15 protein-coding genes and 1 pseudogene are annotated in these 17,500 nt (G+C 39.7%); 9 read left to right on the top strand and 7 right to left on the bottom strand.

The window, feature by feature from the left end; genetic code table 11:
- Window positions 1-187: 187 nt before the first annotated feature.
- The 3 genes from gla to JOC31_RS00380 all read right to left on the bottom strand — a co-directional run bounded on the left by gla (window position 188) and on the right by JOC31_RS00380 (window position 2,848).
- Window positions 188-1,033, bottom strand: a complete 846-nt coding sequence (gene gla, locus JOC31_RS00390) for an aquaglyceroporin Gla (protein ID WP_205016240.1) — start codon at window positions 1,031-1,033, stop codon at window positions 188-190.
- A gap of 137 nt (window positions 1,034-1,170) precedes the next feature.
- The gene (locus JOC31_RS00385) at window positions 1,171-1,629 is read right to left on the bottom strand and encodes a universal stress protein (protein ID WP_205016239.1); all 459 of its coding nucleotides are present in this window, start codon (window positions 1,627-1,629) and stop codon (window positions 1,171-1,173) included.
- 25 nt (window positions 1,630-1,654) lie between these two features.
- Window positions 1,655-2,848 carry an MFS transporter gene (locus JOC31_RS00380; protein WP_205016238.1) on the bottom strand — a complete coding sequence of 398 codons (1,194 nt, stop codon included), beginning with the start codon at window positions 2,846-2,848 and terminating at the stop codon, window positions 1,655-1,657.
- A gap of 138 nt (window positions 2,849-2,986) precedes the next feature.
- Between JOC31_RS00380 and JOC31_RS00375 the strand changes: the two genes are divergently transcribed.
- The 5 genes from JOC31_RS00375 to JOC31_RS00355 all read left to right on the top strand — a co-directional run bounded on the left by JOC31_RS00375 (window position 2,987) and on the right by JOC31_RS00355 (window position 9,752).
- A complete protein-coding gene (locus tag JOC31_RS00375; RefSeq protein WP_205016237.1) occupies window positions 2,987-3,646 on the top strand; it encodes a Crp/Fnr family transcriptional regulator in 660 nt (219 codons plus the stop codon).
- A gap of 18 nt (window positions 3,647-3,664) precedes the next feature.
- Window positions 3,665-5,941: a Xaa-Pro dipeptidyl-peptidase gene (locus tag JOC31_RS00370; protein ID WP_205016236.1), complete on the top strand. Its 2,277-nt coding sequence runs from the start codon at window positions 3,665-3,667 to the stop codon at window positions 5,939-5,941.
- Window positions 5,942-6,034: 93 nt separating this feature from the next.
- Window positions 6,035-6,334: a YbaB/EbfC family nucleoid-associated protein gene (locus JOC31_RS00365; RefSeq protein ID WP_205016235.1), complete on the top strand. Its 300-nt coding sequence runs from the start codon at window positions 6,035-6,037 to the stop codon at window positions 6,332-6,334.
- A gap of 276 nt (window positions 6,335-6,610) precedes the next feature.
- The gene (locus JOC31_RS00360; RefSeq protein ID WP_205016234.1) at window positions 6,611-8,284 is read left to right on the top strand and encodes a hypothetical protein; all 1,674 of its coding nucleotides are present in this window, start codon (window positions 6,611-6,613) and stop codon (window positions 8,282-8,284) included.
- 208 nt (window positions 8,285-8,492) lie between these two features.
- Complete coding sequence (locus tag JOC31_RS00355; RefSeq protein WP_205016233.1) at window positions 8,493-9,752, top strand: ISL3 family transposase; 1,260 nt, start codon at window positions 8,493-8,495, stop codon at window positions 9,750-9,752.
- A 95-nt stretch (window positions 9,753-9,847) separates the two neighbouring features.
- Here the strand turns inward: JOC31_RS00355 and JOC31_RS00350 are convergent, their stop codons facing one another.
- Complete coding sequence (locus JOC31_RS00350) at window positions 9,848-10,435, bottom strand: 3'-5' exonuclease (protein ID WP_205016232.1); 588 nt, start codon at window positions 10,433-10,435, stop codon at window positions 9,848-9,850.
- A 132-nt stretch (window positions 10,436-10,567) separates the two neighbouring features.
- Window positions 10,568-11,083, bottom strand: coding sequence for a MarR family transcriptional regulator (locus tag JOC31_RS00345; protein WP_205016231.1), 516 nt, complete (start codon window positions 11,081-11,083; stop codon window positions 10,568-10,570).
- Between the two features lie 159 nt (window positions 11,084-11,242).
- Between JOC31_RS00345 and JOC31_RS00340 the strand changes: the two genes are divergently transcribed.
- Entirely contained in the window at window positions 11,243-11,593 is a 351-nt protein-coding gene (locus JOC31_RS00340) for a metal-sulfur cluster assembly factor (RefSeq protein WP_205016230.1), read from the top strand.
- Between the two features lie 416 nt (window positions 11,594-12,009).
- On the opposite strand, the pseudogene JOC31_RS00335 reads toward JOC31_RS00340, so the two are convergent.
- Window positions 12,010-13,104: pseudogene (locus tag JOC31_RS00335) on the bottom strand (low temperature requirement protein A).
- 208 nt (window positions 13,105-13,312) lie between these two features.
- On the opposite strand from JOC31_RS00335, the gene JOC31_RS00325 reads away from it, so the two are divergent.
- Window positions 13,313-13,942 carry a cysteine hydrolase family protein gene (locus tag JOC31_RS00325; RefSeq protein ID WP_205016227.1) on the top strand — a complete coding sequence of 210 codons (630 nt, stop codon included), beginning with the start codon at window positions 13,313-13,315 and terminating at the stop codon, window positions 13,940-13,942.
- A 93-nt stretch (window positions 13,943-14,035) separates the two neighbouring features.
- Here the strand turns inward: JOC31_RS00325 and ilvD are convergent, their stop codons facing one another.
- Window positions 14,036-15,739, bottom strand: coding sequence for a dihydroxy-acid dehydratase (gene ilvD / locus JOC31_RS00320; RefSeq protein ID WP_205016226.1), 1,704 nt, complete (start codon window positions 15,737-15,739; stop codon window positions 14,036-14,038).
- 123 nt (window positions 15,740-15,862) lie between these two features.
- Here ilvD and aao point away from each other — a divergent pair, with 123 nt between their 5' ends.
- Together aao and JOC31_RS00310 are read left to right on the top strand one after the other, a co-directional pair.
- Window positions 15,863-17,038 (top strand): aminoacetone oxidase, encoded by a 1,176-nt coding sequence (aao, locus tag JOC31_RS00315; RefSeq protein ID WP_205016225.1) that lies wholly within the window; start codon window positions 15,863-15,865, stop codon window positions 17,036-17,038.
- A gap of 226 nt (window positions 17,039-17,264) precedes the next feature.
- Window positions 17,265-17,492: a hypothetical protein gene (locus JOC31_RS00310; RefSeq protein WP_205016224.1), complete on the top strand. Its 228-nt coding sequence runs from the start codon at window positions 17,265-17,267 to the stop codon at window positions 17,490-17,492.
- The last annotated feature ends 8 nt before the right edge of the window (window positions 17,493-17,500 follow it).

Genomic DNA, 17,500 nt, shown 5'->3' with positions numbered 1-17,500 from the left:
TATTTATTTCATGTATAAAAGTACATAACTATTAGTAGATATGACTAACTATTGATCAAAAAACTCATTCTACATCCATCATATCCCTACACTGGTTACACCTTTTTCAGCCAGAAAATTATAGACTAGCAACTAATCTTAAAATAGAATACAAAAAAGCTGAGTAAACTCAGCTTTTTTGACTATCTTAAAGATAAAGGTATTTGAATAAAGCGATTGAAAGGATTGATGCAAGAATTGGTGCCACAACAGGTACCCATGCATACCACCATTTTGAATCAGGTTTTGCTTCACCCAAAATAGATTTTGGTAATAAGTGGTGAACCAAACGAGGACCTAAGTCACGCGCTGGGTTCAATCCTGGTCCAGTAGGACCTCCAAGTGAAGTAACTAGTACCATTACCAAGAAACCAATTCCCACGTGAGCTACGGCAAGTGATCCAGTTACGAAAGGTGCAATTTGTGTCGCAGCTGCTGTCTGGTCATAACCAGTTTCAACCAATTGACCAACCAACTCAACACCAAAATAGTTTTTCGTCAATGCCAATGCACCAAAGAAAAGTACGAATGAACCTGCAAACTCATTCAAGAAACCATTGATATAAGATGCTTTTCTTGATGACACAGTACCATCATCAAGTGAAGAAATTGTTGAGAATGATCCCAAAATATGGTTTGGATTTTCTGTTTTCAAGAAATAAGGGCGGTAAACAGTCACAACGACTAATTGTCCAAACATAGCACCCAAGAATTGAGCAACGATGTAAGGTAAGACGTGTGCCCAAGGGAAAAGGCCTGAAACGGCAAGGCCTAGGGTAAAGGCAGGGTTAATGTGGTTACCAGAAACGTTACCAAACATAAGGGCTGGCATCATTACTCCCAAACCATAACCAAAAGCGATAACAATCCAACCAGCATTGTTCCCTTTTGTACCTTTTAAGTCAACATTGGCAACAGCACCATTACCTAAAATAATAAGTAAAGCTGTCGCAATAAACTCAGTGATGTACTTTACAGTCCATGTGAAATCCATAAGTTTTTTTTGTCCTCCAAAATTTTTATAGGGCAAGCTCTATTCTAACAAGGAAATTTAAGATTGTAAAGAATTATTACAAAAAATTTTGCCTAACTAAAAAGGAGTTTTGCAACCCTTTTTGTTAAGATATCATATTAAAGTGTTTTTTCTGAGTTACGAACAACCAATAAATCAATTTTGGTATGACGCATAATATACTCTGAAGTTGATCCCATCATAAAGCGCTCAAAGGCGTTCAAACCTGTTGCTCCAACCATTAGCAAGTCTGCTTCCACCTCTTCAGGGATAACTTTTGCTAGAAGTGTACGTGGACTACCTGCACGAACGACCTTCTTCACATTTGTCAAACCTTCTTTATTAGCCAACTCAGTGTAATAATCCAACACTTTATCAGCGTGTTTGTAGCTCTCACTAACTGTATAGTCATTGACAGTTCCATCTCCCGCTAGACCGTAGATATTTCCATCAAGGACATGAGCAAGAATCAACTCACCACCATTACGAAGTGCAACTTGAATCCCTTTCTCAACAGCCAACTCTGATTCGTAAGAACCATCTACTGCAACAAGAATATGTTTATATGATTGTGACATAATAAAACCCTCCTATACCTAATGATTAAGCTACTTTACGTCCACTTTTTTTGAAAAAGTAAAGAACGGCACAAACAACTGGAATAATAGCAGCAATCATGAACAATTCTCGGTAAGATTGAACCCCATCTCCAAGGAAACCATCTTTGACCATACCGAGAATGTAAGGACCAGCACCAAGACCAAGGTCAAGACCAATCATGTAAGTTGACATAGCAGTGTTGAAGCGGTGTTCTGGAACGCCATCAAGTGATGCTACTTGACCACATGAGAAGAAAGTACCATAACCAAAACCGATCAAACCACCTGAAAGAAGATAAGTCCAAGCATTATTAGTTGTTGCCAAAACAAGAAGACCAAGTGTTAGGAAAATGTAACTTGGATAAAGAACCCATTTCTCACCTTTAGCATCCATCAAGCGACCCATAGCAGGACGTGTAAAAGTGATAACTAAGGCGTAAACAACAAAGAAGTAAGCACCTACTTGAGCTAAATCAATAACACCTGTATAAAGTTTTTGGAAACCAAGTACAGAAGCGTAAGCAACACCTACTAAGAAAGCAATAATTGAAATGAAGAAAGCTCTTTTTTCAAGGAAGCTATCGACGGTCCATGATTTGCTTGCGGCAACTTGGTCCTCAGTAAGTTCGATGTTTTTGACTGGGAAAGTAAATGAACCAATCAACACAACAACAAGCAATACGCTACAAAGAACAATGATATTACGGAAATCAATGTGTAAGTTATCCAACATGAAGGTTCCTACGAATGGTCCAATGGCTGCAGCCAAACTTGTTGAAAGACCATAGAAGTTAATCCCTTCACCACGTTTTGATTCTGGTATATAGGCTGTAACAATGGTATTAGTCGCTGTTGACACAACCCCGTAACCAAAACCGTTAAGGAAACGAACCAAATACATCATTCCGATATTTGGCATAAAGAAGTAAGCAACAGTTGTCAAAAGATAGAAAATAGCTCCACCACGAAAAACTAATTTACGACCAATAACTTCTAACTGTTTACCAAAAACCAAACGCGCAAACAATGTACCAAGTACATAAATCCCTGTTGCAAGTCCAGCTTGACTAGTTGAGGCACCGAGTTGTTTAGTCGCGATAAAGGCAATAATAACGGTGAACAAATAGTAAACCATATAAACGATAAAGTTCAGCACTGTAATACCTATAAAGTGCTTGTTGAATAATTTTTCTTCCACTTGAAGTAGTCCCCCTTGAATTTTATAAAAATTTTACTACAAATCACGGATTTCAGATATTTCAATGGTATAATATAAACGTCAGCGTCATTATACATTAGCAAATGCTAAGCTTAAAATGTGAAATTGGAGCACACCATGGATCACCACATATTAGAAAATTATATTACTAGCAATAATCTTCCTATCATCAAAAAAGGCTATCATAAGTATCTTACTTTTGAAAGTCTTGAAGAGGAGTACACCTATATTTTGAAGGAAGGTGTCGTCAAACAAAGCGTCCTATCAAAGAATGGTATAGAGTTTAACCTACGCTACGTCACTGGCCTAGAGATTACTTCCGTTCTTAATGATGGCTTTTCAAAGAGTATGGGAGAGCCTTATAATGTACGTATCGAATCACCAGAAGCTTATTTTTATAAGGTTGATCGAAAAGTCTTTCTAGAAGATATTCAAAATGACATCGAACTTCAAGGTTATGTCAAGGATTTCTACCACAATCGTCTGCAAAAATCAATGAAAAAAATGCAATGCATGTTAACGAATGGCAGAATTGGAGCTATTTCAACTCAAATTTATGAACTAGCAACTCTTTTTGGAAAAACATTAGAAAACGGTGATATTTTTATTGATTTTATCATTACAAATGAAGAGTTAGGGAAGTTTTGTGGGATTTCGACAGCCAGCAGTGTCAGTCGAATTCTAAAACAACTAAAAGATGATAATATTATCCGCATCGAAAAACAACATATTATCATTACAAATCTCGACCAACTAAAAGATAATATTGTCTTTTAACCTGCAGGAGGATGCACTATGCGTTACAATCAATTTTCGTATATCAAGACAAGTCTCGAAGATGCTGTTAAAGAGCTAAATAGCTTGGGATTTGAGGTTTCTCTTGATTTTTCTGACAAAAAAAACTTAGAACTTTTTGTTCGAAAGACCTTCTTTAATTACAAGAACACAGACTACGCCCTAGCTCAATGGATTGCTGATTGGGACACTGATCTCCTCACCTTCTTCCAGTCAGAACGTGAGCTTGACAGTACAGTCTTCCAAATGGTTGCCTTACAACTCCTCGGCTTTATTCCAAATGTTGATTTTACCAATTTAGAGAGCTACCTGCAGGACATCAATTTCCCTATCTCTGAGACTCATATCATCTTGCAACTGCATCACCTTCTAGCCTGCAAAAGCTTAGCTGGTGCTACTCTAATCGATCAGTTGGTATCAAAAGGACTCCTACCTGTCAGCAATGATTATTTCTTCTTCAATGGCAAAAGCTTAGCTACCTTCGACACCAATAATTTAATCCGTGAAGTTGTCTATGTTGATAGTCAAATTGATAGCGATGGTGATGGACAGACAGATTTGGTAAAGGTCAACATTCTGCGTCCTAAAACCCACTATAAGTTAGCTAGCACAATGACAGCAAGCCCTTACCACCAAGGAGTTAATGAGCCTGCCAGTGATAAACGAACTCATCAGATGGAGGGGGAGCTAGAAGTCAAAACCGCTACCAAAATATCCCTACACGAAGCAACTCAGCCCAAACTAATAAAAGAAGTAAATAAGGCTGATCTTGTAACAGAGAGTGAAGAGAGCTTTAGCCACTGTTCTAGCTATACCTTAAATGATTATTTTCTAGCTCGTGGATTAGCTAATATCTACGTCTCAGGCATAGGCACGCTCAACTCGCAAGGTCTAATGACTAGTGGTGATTACCAACAAGTCCAAGCCTACAAAGCCGTTATTGACTGGCTAAATGGTCGAGCAATTGCTTATACCGATCATAGTCGCCAAAGAAGTATCGAAGCTAACTGGGCATCTGGTAAAGTTGTTACCACAGGTCTATCTTACCTTGGTACCATGTCTAATGCTCTGGCAACAACTGGGGTTGACGGCTTAGAGCTAGTCATTGCAGAAGCAGGGATTTCCTCTTGGTACGACTACTATCGTGAAAATGGGCTCGTTTGCAGCCCTGGTGGATACCCTGGTGAAGACCTTGATACCTTGACAGAATTCACCTATTCACGCGCCTTGCTTGCAGGTGAATACCTCCGTCAGCAAAAACACTATCAAAAATACTTGGATCATCTTAGCCTTGCTATTGACCGTCAAACTGGGGATTATAACCAGTTTTGGCATGATCGCAACTACTTGCCACAAGCCGATAAAGTTAAAGCTGAGGTTGTCTTTACTCACGGTAGCCAAGACTGGAATGTCAAGCCGATTCATGTTTTTAATATGTTTAATGCTCTACCTAGTAATCTTAAAAAGCACCTTTTCTTCCACAATGGTTCCCATGTCTATATGAATGCCTGGCAATCCATTGACTTTAGAGAAAGTATGAATGCCCTTATTAGCCAAAAACTGCTAGGTTACACCAGTAACTTTCAATTACCAGCTATCATTTGGCAAAACAATCGTACCGAGCAAACATGGCAAATTTTAGACCATTTTGGAGGAGATTCTACTTATCATACGATCCCGCTAAGCAGTCCAGATACATTGATTTCAAATCACTATAACGAGGAAAAATTCGCGCGTTACAGTAAACATTATCAAGGTTTCAAAGCTGATTTAGTGGCACAAAAAGCCAATGCTATCAGCATCGACATCACTCTTGATAAGGATTTGTTGATTAATGGCCGCATTAAGCTTAATCTCACACTCAAATCATCAGAATCAAAAGGTCTTCTCTCAGCGCAACTACTAGAAATCGGAACCCAAAAATACCTACAGCCTATCCCAGCTATCACTGGTAGGGGCTCTGTAGACAATGGACGACACTTCAAAGAAGAGCCGCTTCGTGAATTACCATTTTCACAAGCGGAAAACCGTTTGATTACTAAAGGGCACCTCAACCTCCAAAATAGACATGACCTTCTAACCATCGAAGATATCTCTAAGGATGAATGGATGACGATTGAATTTGAACTGCAACCAACCATTTATCAACTAACAAAAGAAAACACACTACGCCTTGTATTGTACACCACTGACTTTGAACACACTGTCAGAGACAATAGCGACTACACACTCCGTCTTGACTGGACAGAGGCTCAACTTCTATTACCATTGAACTGATAAGACACTTTTTCTATCAAAGCATAAATATGGTATAATAACATAGTTGTCAAAGGCAATAAACTCCTAAACGAAAGGAATCTAGAAAATCTTATGATGAATATGCAAAATATGATGAAACAAGCTCAGAAGCTCCAAAAGCAAATGGAGTCTAAGCAAGCTGAACTAGCAGCTACAACTTTTTATGGAAAATCTGCTCAAGATTTAGTACAAGTTGAAGTGACTGGTGATAAAAAAGTTACTAATATCAGCTTCAATCCTGCAGTTGTTGACCCAGATGATATTGAAACCTTATCAGATATGACGATTCAAGCACTCAATGATGCGATGACTCAAGTTGATGAAGCAACGAAAAAAACTCTTGGTGCCTTTACTGGAAAATTACCATTTTAATCATTTGTCCATCAAAAGAGAAGTAAAGATAGCTTATACTAGGCCATCTTTACTTCTCTTTTTTACTTCTCATTTATGACAGTCTCATAGTCCTTCTTTTAATAAATAAAGGCTCGTAACTCCTCTGCTTACTCTATATTATTCAAAAATAAGGAATAATGGTATTTTATGTAAGATAAATAACAATGCAATATTGAAATTTTCTGAATTTTAGGTATAATAAAGATGTCGTTAATTCTAATTATTTTCTCAGAGATATTATCAAAGGAGAGTTTTATGAAGAAAAATCAATTTCGTTTGAAAACTTCTAAGAAGTCCATTATCAGCTTAGCAACAGTCAGTGCCCTAAGTTTGGCTATCCTTAGCCAAGGGGCTACATTGACACTAGCTGAGGATCAGACAAGCGAGTCAACTACTGTTACAACTGAAACAAGTTCAGCTACATCAGCACAGTCAGAAACAACTAGCATCCAATCGACGACCGAAGGAGAAGCAACGTCATCTGAACTATCAACTGAAACTGAAACAGAGACAACTACCACTTCTGAGACTGAGACTGAGACTGAGGCCGAAGCAACAACTACCACAGATTCTAAACAAGCTGAAACTAAAACACAGGGATGGGTTGGAAATGATGGAAAATGGTATTACTACAATGAAGATGGGAAACCTCTAACAGGACAACAAACCATTGATGGGACAAGTTACTACTTCAATGAGGACGGTAGCCAACAAAAAGGGGGATCTGTTATTATTGATGGAACAACCTACTTTGCAGATAGCGATACGGGAAAACTTGATAAAGGTCAGTGGATTTCTGCCGGTAGCTGGACATATCCTTCAGGCGATACCGACTACTACTGGGCTTACAAGGCTAATGGCAAAAATGTAAAAGGTTTCCAAACGATTGACGGTGACGAGTATTACTTCTACGATAGTGGCCGTCAAGCTAAAGGAAGCCTCATCGAAAATGAAGATGGTAGCTTAAGCTATTTTGATAGTAAATCTGGAAAAAAAGTCTACGGTCCTAAATGGGTTAGCGTTGCCTTCAAGTTCCCACGCGGTACTGCCATGATCAGACAAGCCTTCATCGGTACAGATGGTAAGGCTGTTAATGGACTTCAAGTTATTGATGGGAAAACTTACTATTTCCAAAACAACTACCCTACTACCAGTCAAAAAGTGACACTTGATGGTGTTGACTACTACTTTGATAAAGATGGCGTCGGCACACGCTTGTCAAACCCTACTTACAAAAATCAATACTACACTGAAGACGGCAAATGGTATTACGCTGGTTCAGATGGTAAAGCCTTAACAGGAAGCCAGACAATTGACGGTGTTTCTGTTTATTTCAATAAAGATGGTAGTCAAGTTAAGGGAGATTTTGAAAATCAAAACCCTTACACTGGTCACTACTATGATCCAGATACAGGTGCCATGTGGAAAAATCGTTTTGTTGAGTATGAAGGCAAATGGTATTACCTAGATGAAGATGGTGAAACAGTCCGAGGTGCTCAACTCTACAATAATCAGACACTATTCTTTGATACCTATGGTAGACAAATCAAAGGCGAATTGACTTATCAACCAACTTGGACGAAGGCTTCTAATGGTAACTATTTCTACAGGGCTGACAACAACTTTGCCTACTACTACTACGATAAAGATACTGGAGCACGCGCTCAAAGTCAGTATGTCCTTATTGATAATCATTGGTACTATTTCGATGAAAATGGAAGACGTGTCAGTGGTGCAAAAACCATTGACAACCAAGATGTTTATTTTGACGAACGCACAAACATCCAAGTTAAAGGTGATTTTGTCACACTTGATGGAAAGAAATACTACTACGATGATAATAGCGGTGCCCGCGTAAAAAATGAAACACGTCGTATCAACGGTAAAACTTACCAGTTTGATGCAAATGGTGTCGCAACAGAGATCTAAAAAGAGCTTGATAGATAACCTCAATGACTGAGTCATAGGTATCTGTCAAACTCTTTTTCTCTTTTCTGTCAGTTACTTAAAAAATCGGCTCTATAATATCTGTAGTGGGTAAATCTCATTCAGATATTGTAGGGCTTTTTAGCGGTATGAAAAAAGTCCCACATGACTTATAATGAAAAGCGACTAAACCATCATTAGAAAGTGTCACATGGAACTACAAAATTATATCAAAGAATCACTCAGTATCAAAGACCCTAACATCGTTTTTGATGAAAAAATGGAAACATTCACCACTCACAGAGAATACCATGCCAAATTGGATTACAACCCTCCTAAATGTCCTGCCTGTCAAGGACAGATGGCTAAGTACGATTTCCAGAAACCTTGTAAGATCCCCTACCTTGAAACGGTGGGCTTCAAAGTTCTCATCCGCCTTAAAAAGCGTCGTTTCAAATGCAAAGCCTGTGGCAAAATGACCATCGCTAAGACGTCTCTGGTTAGGGAAAATCATCAGATTCCAAACATCATTAACCACAAAATCACTGAAAAACTCATGAGTCGTGAGGCTATGACCAAAATCGCAAACGACCTCTCTGTCTCCGTCTCAACTGTTTATCGACAACTAGACCGCCATGAGTGTCAGACTGACTTGAGCCGCTTGCCTCAAGTCATGTCTTGGGATGAGTATGCTTTTAAAAAGGGAAAGATGAGTTTCATCGCTCAAGATTTCGAGTCCAACAAGATTATCGCTATCCTTGACGGACGAACTCAAGCTGTCATCAAAGACCACTTCTTGCGCTACTCTCTCAAGATTCGTAAACGCGTCAAAGTCATTACCATGGACATGTTTAGCCCCTACTACGATATCGCCAAATCCCTCTTTCCCAACGCGGAAATTGTTCTTGATCGTTTCCACATCATCCAACATTTGTCCCGTGCCATGAACCGTTTTCGCATTCAAATCATGAACCAATTTGACCGTAGATCCCAAGAGTATCGAGCCTTGAAACGTTATTGGAAGCTCATTCAGCAGGATAGTCGAAAGCTCAGTGATAAACGGTTTTACCGCCCAACCTTCCGCATGCACTTGACCAATCACGAGATTGTCAAACGCCTTTTGAGCTACTCTGACCAGCTAAGGCAGCACTATGAACTCTACCAATGTCTTCTCTTTCATTTTCAGGAAAAGCAAGTCGAACACTTCCTTGGGCTTATTTCAGGTACCATCAAGGAGGTTAATCCTATCTTCAAAACTGTTTTTTCAACCTTTCTCAAAGACAAGGACAAGATTATCAATGCAATGAAACTCCCTTATTCCAACGCTAAACTGGAGGCTACTAACAATCTCATCAAAGTCATTAAGCGCAACGCTTTTGGTTTCAGAAATTTTGAAAACTTTAAAAAACGTATTCTCATCGCTTTGAATTTGCGAAAAGAGAGAACCAATCTGATTCTCTCTCGCTGCTGATTATAAGTCAACCCACTACAGTTGACAAAGAGCCAAAAAATCAGGTACTCTCCTAACACAATCCTATCTATCTGCCTAAACAAGAAGACTATGAGCTAATCAAATAGAGATGATAGATTTGCAAAGGGATTATCACCATGAGTTTCCTTTTGAGTATTTAAATAATCTTTGTTATCATCAAGCTCCAAGAAGGTCTCATACACTTGAGCGGTCATTCGAGCATCCTCTAAACTATCATGCCCTTTACCTTTAATTTCCAAAAAGTCTGCCACGGTTGTCAACTTAAGATTGACAATACCATTTAAATCGCTACTACGACGTTCAAAAGCTTCATCATACAGATCAACCGCATATTGTTCTGTCAAGTCTAACCCATTTTCTAGCAATAAGGGTAAATCTGACTTGACAGCATTGTAACCAACCAGTTTACTATTCCCTATAAAATCTTTAAATGCTGTCAATACCTCCTCTAGTAAAGGAGCATTAGCTAGTTTCTCTGATGTAATACCAGTTAAACCATTAATAAAACTTTTCAAAGGCACTTCACTGTAAACGTAACTGTCAAACTGCTCAAGTTCTCTATGCTGACTCATTTTTACAGCGGAGACCTGGATAATATGACTTTTATCCTCTACCGTATTAAACTCCAAATCAAAGGCAACATAGTCCTGTAAACGTTCCATATAATCTCCTAACAAAAGAGAGGCTGGGTATCGCTCCCCAAACCTCAATATGACTTATTATCTAAACAAATAGTAATACTAGTCTGGAAAAGTTAACACTTCGCTAACTTTCCCCACTGTAATATAAAGCGCTTATTTGCCAAAAAGACGAGCAAAGAAGCCTTTTTTAGCTTCCTCTTCTTGCTTGATTTGAATTTCTTCAAACTCAGCTTTGGCCTCATCAAGCTCAATTTTCAAGGTCTTGCTATCTTCCATTGCAGCCAATGTCAATTGTTGCTGTTGGTCTAGTTGCTTATCTTTTTCAGAAATTTGAACATCTTTAACACGAAGTTGCTCATCCATATTAGACAACTGCTGATCTTTGGCTTTTAGTTGCTCATAAAGACGTGTAATTTCACTATTTTTCTCATCAACTAACATTTCCAAAACTTCACGTTGCTTTGTTTCTTCATCAATTGGCTCATCTTCAAAAATCGTTTTTTTGTAAATCTCTTCCAATTTAATAAGACCACTGCGCTTAACAACGGTTACACCTTTGTCATTTTTTTCAAGATCTTCGTCTGGAAGATTTTTAACACGATTATTGACTGCTTGTCGGCTAACCCCTAAAATCTCAGCTAGCTCGCTCACTGTTTTTTCAATCGTCATAATACCCTCTTTTATACTGAATTTACTCATAAAAATAGTAACATAATCACTGCCCTCTGTCAATTTAATGTCAAACACAATTCCTTTTTTACAAATTGAAAAAAATCCTACTTTGTGGCATAATAGGAAAAACACTTTGGAATAATGAGGATTCTATTTATGCGTGACGATATTATCATTAATGACCGTGCAGCTGCTCTTTCAGACCGACTGATTGAGACCTTTGAGACTATTTTTGACCCTGAAATCGAGCTGGATATGTATAATCTAGGCTTGATTTACGAGATTGATCTGGACGAGACAGGGCATCTCCACCTGCTCATGACCTTTACAGATACCAACTGTGGCTGTGCTGACACCATGCCAGCAGAGATTGTCGACAAGTTGACACAGTTTGACGAGATCAAGAGCGTCGATGTTGAGATCACCTATAATCCTGTCTGGAAAATGACTCGTATCTCACGCTACGGTCGTATCGCCCTAGGGATCAGTCCACGTGGTGGAAAATAAGAAAAATCGGGTTGGAACAAAAGTTCTAACCCTCTTAATTTTTTTAGTTAAATTTCACAAAACGCAGTGGTTGGGAGAAACTATGTCAGCTTTAGCTGACTTAGAGATTCCCCTGCATAGTTCATTAGGCACTTTAGTGCCAATGAACCACTGCTGAGTGGGCTTTAATTCGTTGATAAATCAACTCATATAGCCCTATCTTGACATCAAGCTGTGCTTGATTTTATCTGCAACCTCAAAAGGTTTCCCAAACCTTTTGAGCTATGCGGATGTGGGAGTGAAACAGTCTGGGGAGAGACTGTTTCAGGTCAGCTACTAAAATCTAAAATTTGCTGACAAAATCGAATTCCTTCATTTGTTTACTAAAAACATCCCCCAGATGTTTTTACTGTCCCACTCTCATTTTTATCTACTTTTTACGTTCTAGAATAATAGCGGTGCAGATAAGTCATGACAAGTAAGGTTAAGCCTATAATGACAAGCTCTAAAAAACGATTGTCCCCCTGCCAGATTGCCAAAGAAAGACTGACACCATATAGTAAGCCAGCCCGCCAAGCTAACTGTCTTCCCTCTTTCCCTCTAGGTCTGTGAAAGAGATTTTGCCATAAAATCCCCAACAAGAACAAACCTAATCCTAAGTAGAAAAAGCTGACAAGAAAGATAGAATCAACCCCTTCATTGGGCACAAAAGCCAGAGATACTGTAATGATTGCCATACCTAAAAAAATAGGGTAATGCACATAAACCAAACGCAAGCCCAGAGAGCTAGCCGGCAAACAATGAATATGCTGGTCAAACTCAAAGCGATAGATGTGAAAGAGCAGCAAAATCATCAAAAAGACGAGTGGAGATAGCAAAGAAAAACTCTCCAAGGTAAAGTAAGAGGCAATGCCGCTCATTAGCATCTCACCAAAAGCAATGATAACCAAAAGGGTGAAACGCTCTGAAATATGAGCATAATTTAAGGGCAGACGACTGAGTTTTCTTCTATAAAAATACAAGAGAAAAAGTCCTATGCCAAATCCTATCAGAAAAGGATAGATGTCCAAAGACTCAAATGTCAGTAAAGCTATGAATAAAAAGGTAAATCGCCAAGCTAAGATGGCCATGTAAGACCTAGCTACTTCTCTTTCCCTAAAATCTGTTCGCTGCCGATACTCCAAAAAATACTGCAAGAATAAACTAGCTGTCAAGGACATGATGATGAGTAAAAAGGGCAGAAAATTACCCTTCCATTACAGACTGAAACTATTGGATAAGAGTAAAATCAAGGCCATATCCAGATAGAGAAACCATTGTTGCCGCTGACTATCCTTACCAAAAAGATTGATGAAAAAGGTCTGAAAAACCCAAATGGTTATCAAGACTAAAAAAGTGACCCCAAAAATCAATAAGCTTGTCAGTCCAACTCTCCCATGATACAAGTGATGCAAGAGTTCTGTTGATTTTCCGATGGCATAGACATAAACCAAATCAAAGAAAAGCTCTGATAGAGCTACTTTCTTATGCATAAAATCCTCCTAATAAAAAATGAGCAAAATTATTTACAAATGATTTTACCCATGCTAAGATAATTGTACCGAACGGTTGGTTTTTGTGCAAATGATCTACATCATAATTAAAACAACTTTATTTTTTTATTAAACAATTGTACCGAACGGTTGGTTTTCTACTTCGATAACCAAACATCATAAATTATATTACTAAAGGAGAGCTTTTATGCTTAACAATAAAAATGTCGCTATCGTTATCACTGACCCCCAAGTTGAATTCTTGAAACCTGCCGGTAAAGGCTTTGGAGCTACTCAAGAAACACTTGAGAAAGTCAATACGATTGAAAACCTTATCAATCTTTTCGCTGTTGCTAAACAAGGTGGTTTCAAACGTTTCATCTCAGCTCACTACTTCTACCCACACGATAAAAAATGGCAATTCAAAGCTGCTGGTGAGACAATGATGATTGACAACCAAATGTTCTGGCGTGATAGCCAATATGAAGCTATTCCAGAAGGTTCTGGTGCTGACATCATTCCAGAAATGAAAGAACTCATGGACGATGACACAATCATTGTTAACCCACACAAAATCTTTGGTCCAGAAAGCAATGACTTGGCTCTTCAACTTCGTAAAAATGGTATCGACACTGTTATCCTTGCTGGTATGAATGCCAACCTCTGCGTGGACTCACACATGCGTGAATTGATTGAACTTGGTTTCAACGTTATCGTTGCTAATGATGCTGTCGGTGCTCCAGGTGAAGCTGCTTACCAAGCTGCCCTCACAAACTACGGCTACATCGCTAACCAATCACTTCCAACAGAAGAAGTTATCAAACTTCTTGACAAATAAGCCAAAAAATCCTCTGAGATGATTTTCTCAGAGGATTTTTCGACATAGAACAAACTGTCAACAGCCTGTCCTAAGTCTCTCTATTTGACTTTATTATTGTTTACCGCTTTTATCCATATTCCAGAAGTCTGTTACAGCACCACGTGATGCTGATGATACGATGTGAGCGTATTTACCGAGGACACCACGGCTGTAAAGCGGTGGCAAGACTGTTTCAGCCTTACGACGCTCGATTTCTTCATCTGAAACGTGCATGGTGATTTCTTTGGTATCTTGGTCAACAGTGACAAGGTCTCCTGTGTGAAGGTAAGCAATTGGACCACCAACCTGAGCCTCAGGCGCAATGTGTCCTACAACAAGACCGTAAGTACCACCAGAGAAACGTCCGTCTGTCAGAAGGGCAACCTTGTCCCCTTGACCTTTACCAACGATCATTGATGACAATGACAACATTTCTGGCATACCAGGACCACCTTTAGGACCTACAAAACGAACGACAACAACGTCGCCATCAACGATGTCATCAGAAAGAACCGCTTCAATAGCTTCTTCTTCTGAATCAAAGACCTTAGCTGGACCAGTATGGTTACGAACTTTAACCCCTGAAACCTTAGCTACTGCACCTTCAGGTGCCAAGTTACCTTTAAGGATAATCAATGGACCATCAGCACGTTTTGGCTTGTCAAGTGGCATGATAACTTTTTGACCTTCTTTCAAGTCATCAAAGGCTTCCAAGTTCTCAGCAACTGTCTTACCTGTACATGTGATACGGTCTCCATGAAGGAAGCCGTTCTTAAGGAGGTATTTCATAACTGCTGGAACACCACCGACTTCATACAAGTCTTGGAAAACATATTGACCAGAAGGTTTCAAGTCAGCCAAGTGAGGTACGCGCTCTTGAAAATCATTGAAATCTTCAAGAGTCAAGTCAACATTAGCTGCGTGAGCAATTGCCAAAAGGTGAAGAGTGGCATTAGTTGATCCACCCAGAGCCATGGTAACTGTGATAGCATCTTCAAAGGCTTCACGAGTCAAGATATCTGATGGTTTGATACCCAATTCGAGCATCTTAACAACTGCACGACCTGCTTCTTCGATATCTGCTGCTTTTTCTGGTGACTCGGCTGGGTGAGAAGATGATCCTGGAAGACTCATCCCCATAACCTCGATAGCTGTTGCCATGGTGTTAGCAGTGTACATACCACCACAGCCACCAGGGCCAGGGCAGGCATTACACTCAAGCTCTTTAACTTCTTCAGCTGTCATGTCACCGTGGTTCCATTTTCCGATACCTTCGAAAACAGAAACCAAGTCGATGTCTTTACCGTTAAGATTACCTGGTGCAATGGTACCACCATAAGCAAAGATAGCTGGAATGTCCATATTGGCAATGGCAATCATTGACCCTGGCATATTCTTATCACAACCACCGATAGCAACAAAAGCATCCACGTTATGACCACCCATAGCTGCTTCGATAGAGTCAGCGATAATATCACGAGACGTCAAGGAGAAACGCATACCTGGTGTTCCCATAGCAATCCCGTCTGCTACCGTAATAGTACCATACTGAACAGGCCAAGCTCCAGCTGATTTAACACCTTCTTTAGTCAATTTACCAAAGTCATGCAAATGGATGTTACATGGTGTGTTTTCCGCCCAAGTTGAGATAACCCCAACGATTGGTTGTTCAAAGTTTTCATCTGTCATACCAGTTGCACGAAGCATGGCACGGTTAGGTGATTTAACCATACTATCGTAAATGGCTGAGCGATGTTTTAATGTGTTGTCACTCATTGATATGTCCTTCTTCCAAGTTTTTTCTTCCTATATTCTACCATAAAAAAGAAATAAAGGCACTATAAATAGTTAGAATATTTCTAACTATCTCAGAATAATGATTTGTGTTAGAATAGCATCATGACACATTATGACACTATTATTATCGGAGGTGGGCCTGCTGGTATGATGGCTGCTATCGCCAGCACCTACTACGGCCAAAGTACTCTTCTCATTGAAAAGAACAAAAGACTCGGCAAGAAACTAGCCGGTACAGGTGGCGGACGCTGTAACGTGACCAACAACGGTACACTAGATGACCTCATTGCTGGTATTCCAGGCAATGGGCGCTTTCTATACAGCGTCTTTTCTCAATTTGACAACCACGATATCATTGCCTTTTTCGAGGACAATGGGGTCGCCTTAAAAGTTGAAGATCATGGACGTATGTTTCCAACAACAGACAAATCACGCACCATCATTGACGCTCTAGAGAAAAAAATCAAAGAGCAATCCGGTCATATCCTGACCAATACAGAAGTCGTCTCTGTCAAAAAAATAGACGACCTCTTCCAAGTCAAGACCAAAGAAAATCTCTTTACGAGCTCAAAGCTTGTCGTCACAACAGGTGGTAAATCCTATCCTTCAACTGGTTCGACTGGCTTTGGTCACGAAATTGCTCGCCATTTCAAGATTGAGGTGACTGATTTAGAGGCTGCCGAAAGCCCTCTTCTGACTGATTTTCCTCACAAGGCACTACAGGGGATCTCATTGGACGATGTGACACTTAGTTATGACAAACATGTCATCACCCATGACCTACTCTTCACCCACTTTGGTCTTTCTGGCCCAGCAGCACTGCGTCTATCAAGCTTTGTCAAAGGTGGAGAGATCGCCCATCTAGACTTGCTACCTCAGATGACAGCTGATGACCTGCTCAGCTATTTAACTGAAAAAAGAGAAAAATCACTCAAAAATGCCCTCAAGGAAGTCCTTCCTGAACGCTTAGCAGACTTTATCGCTCAGCCTATTACAGCCGACAAGGTCAAGCAATTATCCAGCAAGGACTTGGAGCAAGTCATCCAGACTATCAAGGACATGCCTATTCCTATCACTGGCAAGATGTCGCTAGCCAAGTCCTTCGTGACCAAGGGTGGGGTCGAGCTGACTGAAATCAATCCTAAAACCTTGGAAAGTAAGAAAGTTCCTGGGCTACACTTTGCAGGTGAAGTCTTAGATATCAATGCTCATACAGGTGGCTTCAATATCACTGCTGCCCTCTGCTCAGGCTGGGTAGCCGGAAGTCTGCATTGGTAAGACTCCATTGCTACTATCTTCAAACAGGTGTTATTGTCAATACGATTGAAATCAGTACAACAAACTAAACGAAAATGAAAAAGAAATTATTATCTATCAGTATAGCAGTTGTCTGCTTAGCATTTGGATCCTTATGGTATTCCCGTTACCTATTTTCCTTACCAAAGATGACGATGGTTAATGGCACTAATACCAATCCTGTTTCCTAATCTCAGCTGGATTTTGATTGGGAACTACGTCACCGTTTTACAAACTATTAGACACAGGTGGAAATCGGCCAACTTATGTTATCCCTGGTTTAGCACGCGCTAGAGCCTTGCTGCTTAACCCAAAAGGAAATCAAGTACTTGGTGAGGCCACTGATATGGATCCACAGGGACTTGCTAGCATTGAAGACAAGTACATAGATATCTCAGCCTACAGTAAAACTAAGACCTATAATTCTATCATTTAGCTTATTGA

It is taken from the genome of Streptococcus saliviloxodontae (assembly GCF_016908655.1).
Classification (GTDB): domain Bacteria; phylum Bacillota; class Bacilli; order Lactobacillales; family Streptococcaceae; genus Streptococcus; species Streptococcus saliviloxodontae.
This window is presented reverse-complemented; position numbering and strand designations above follow the sequence as displayed.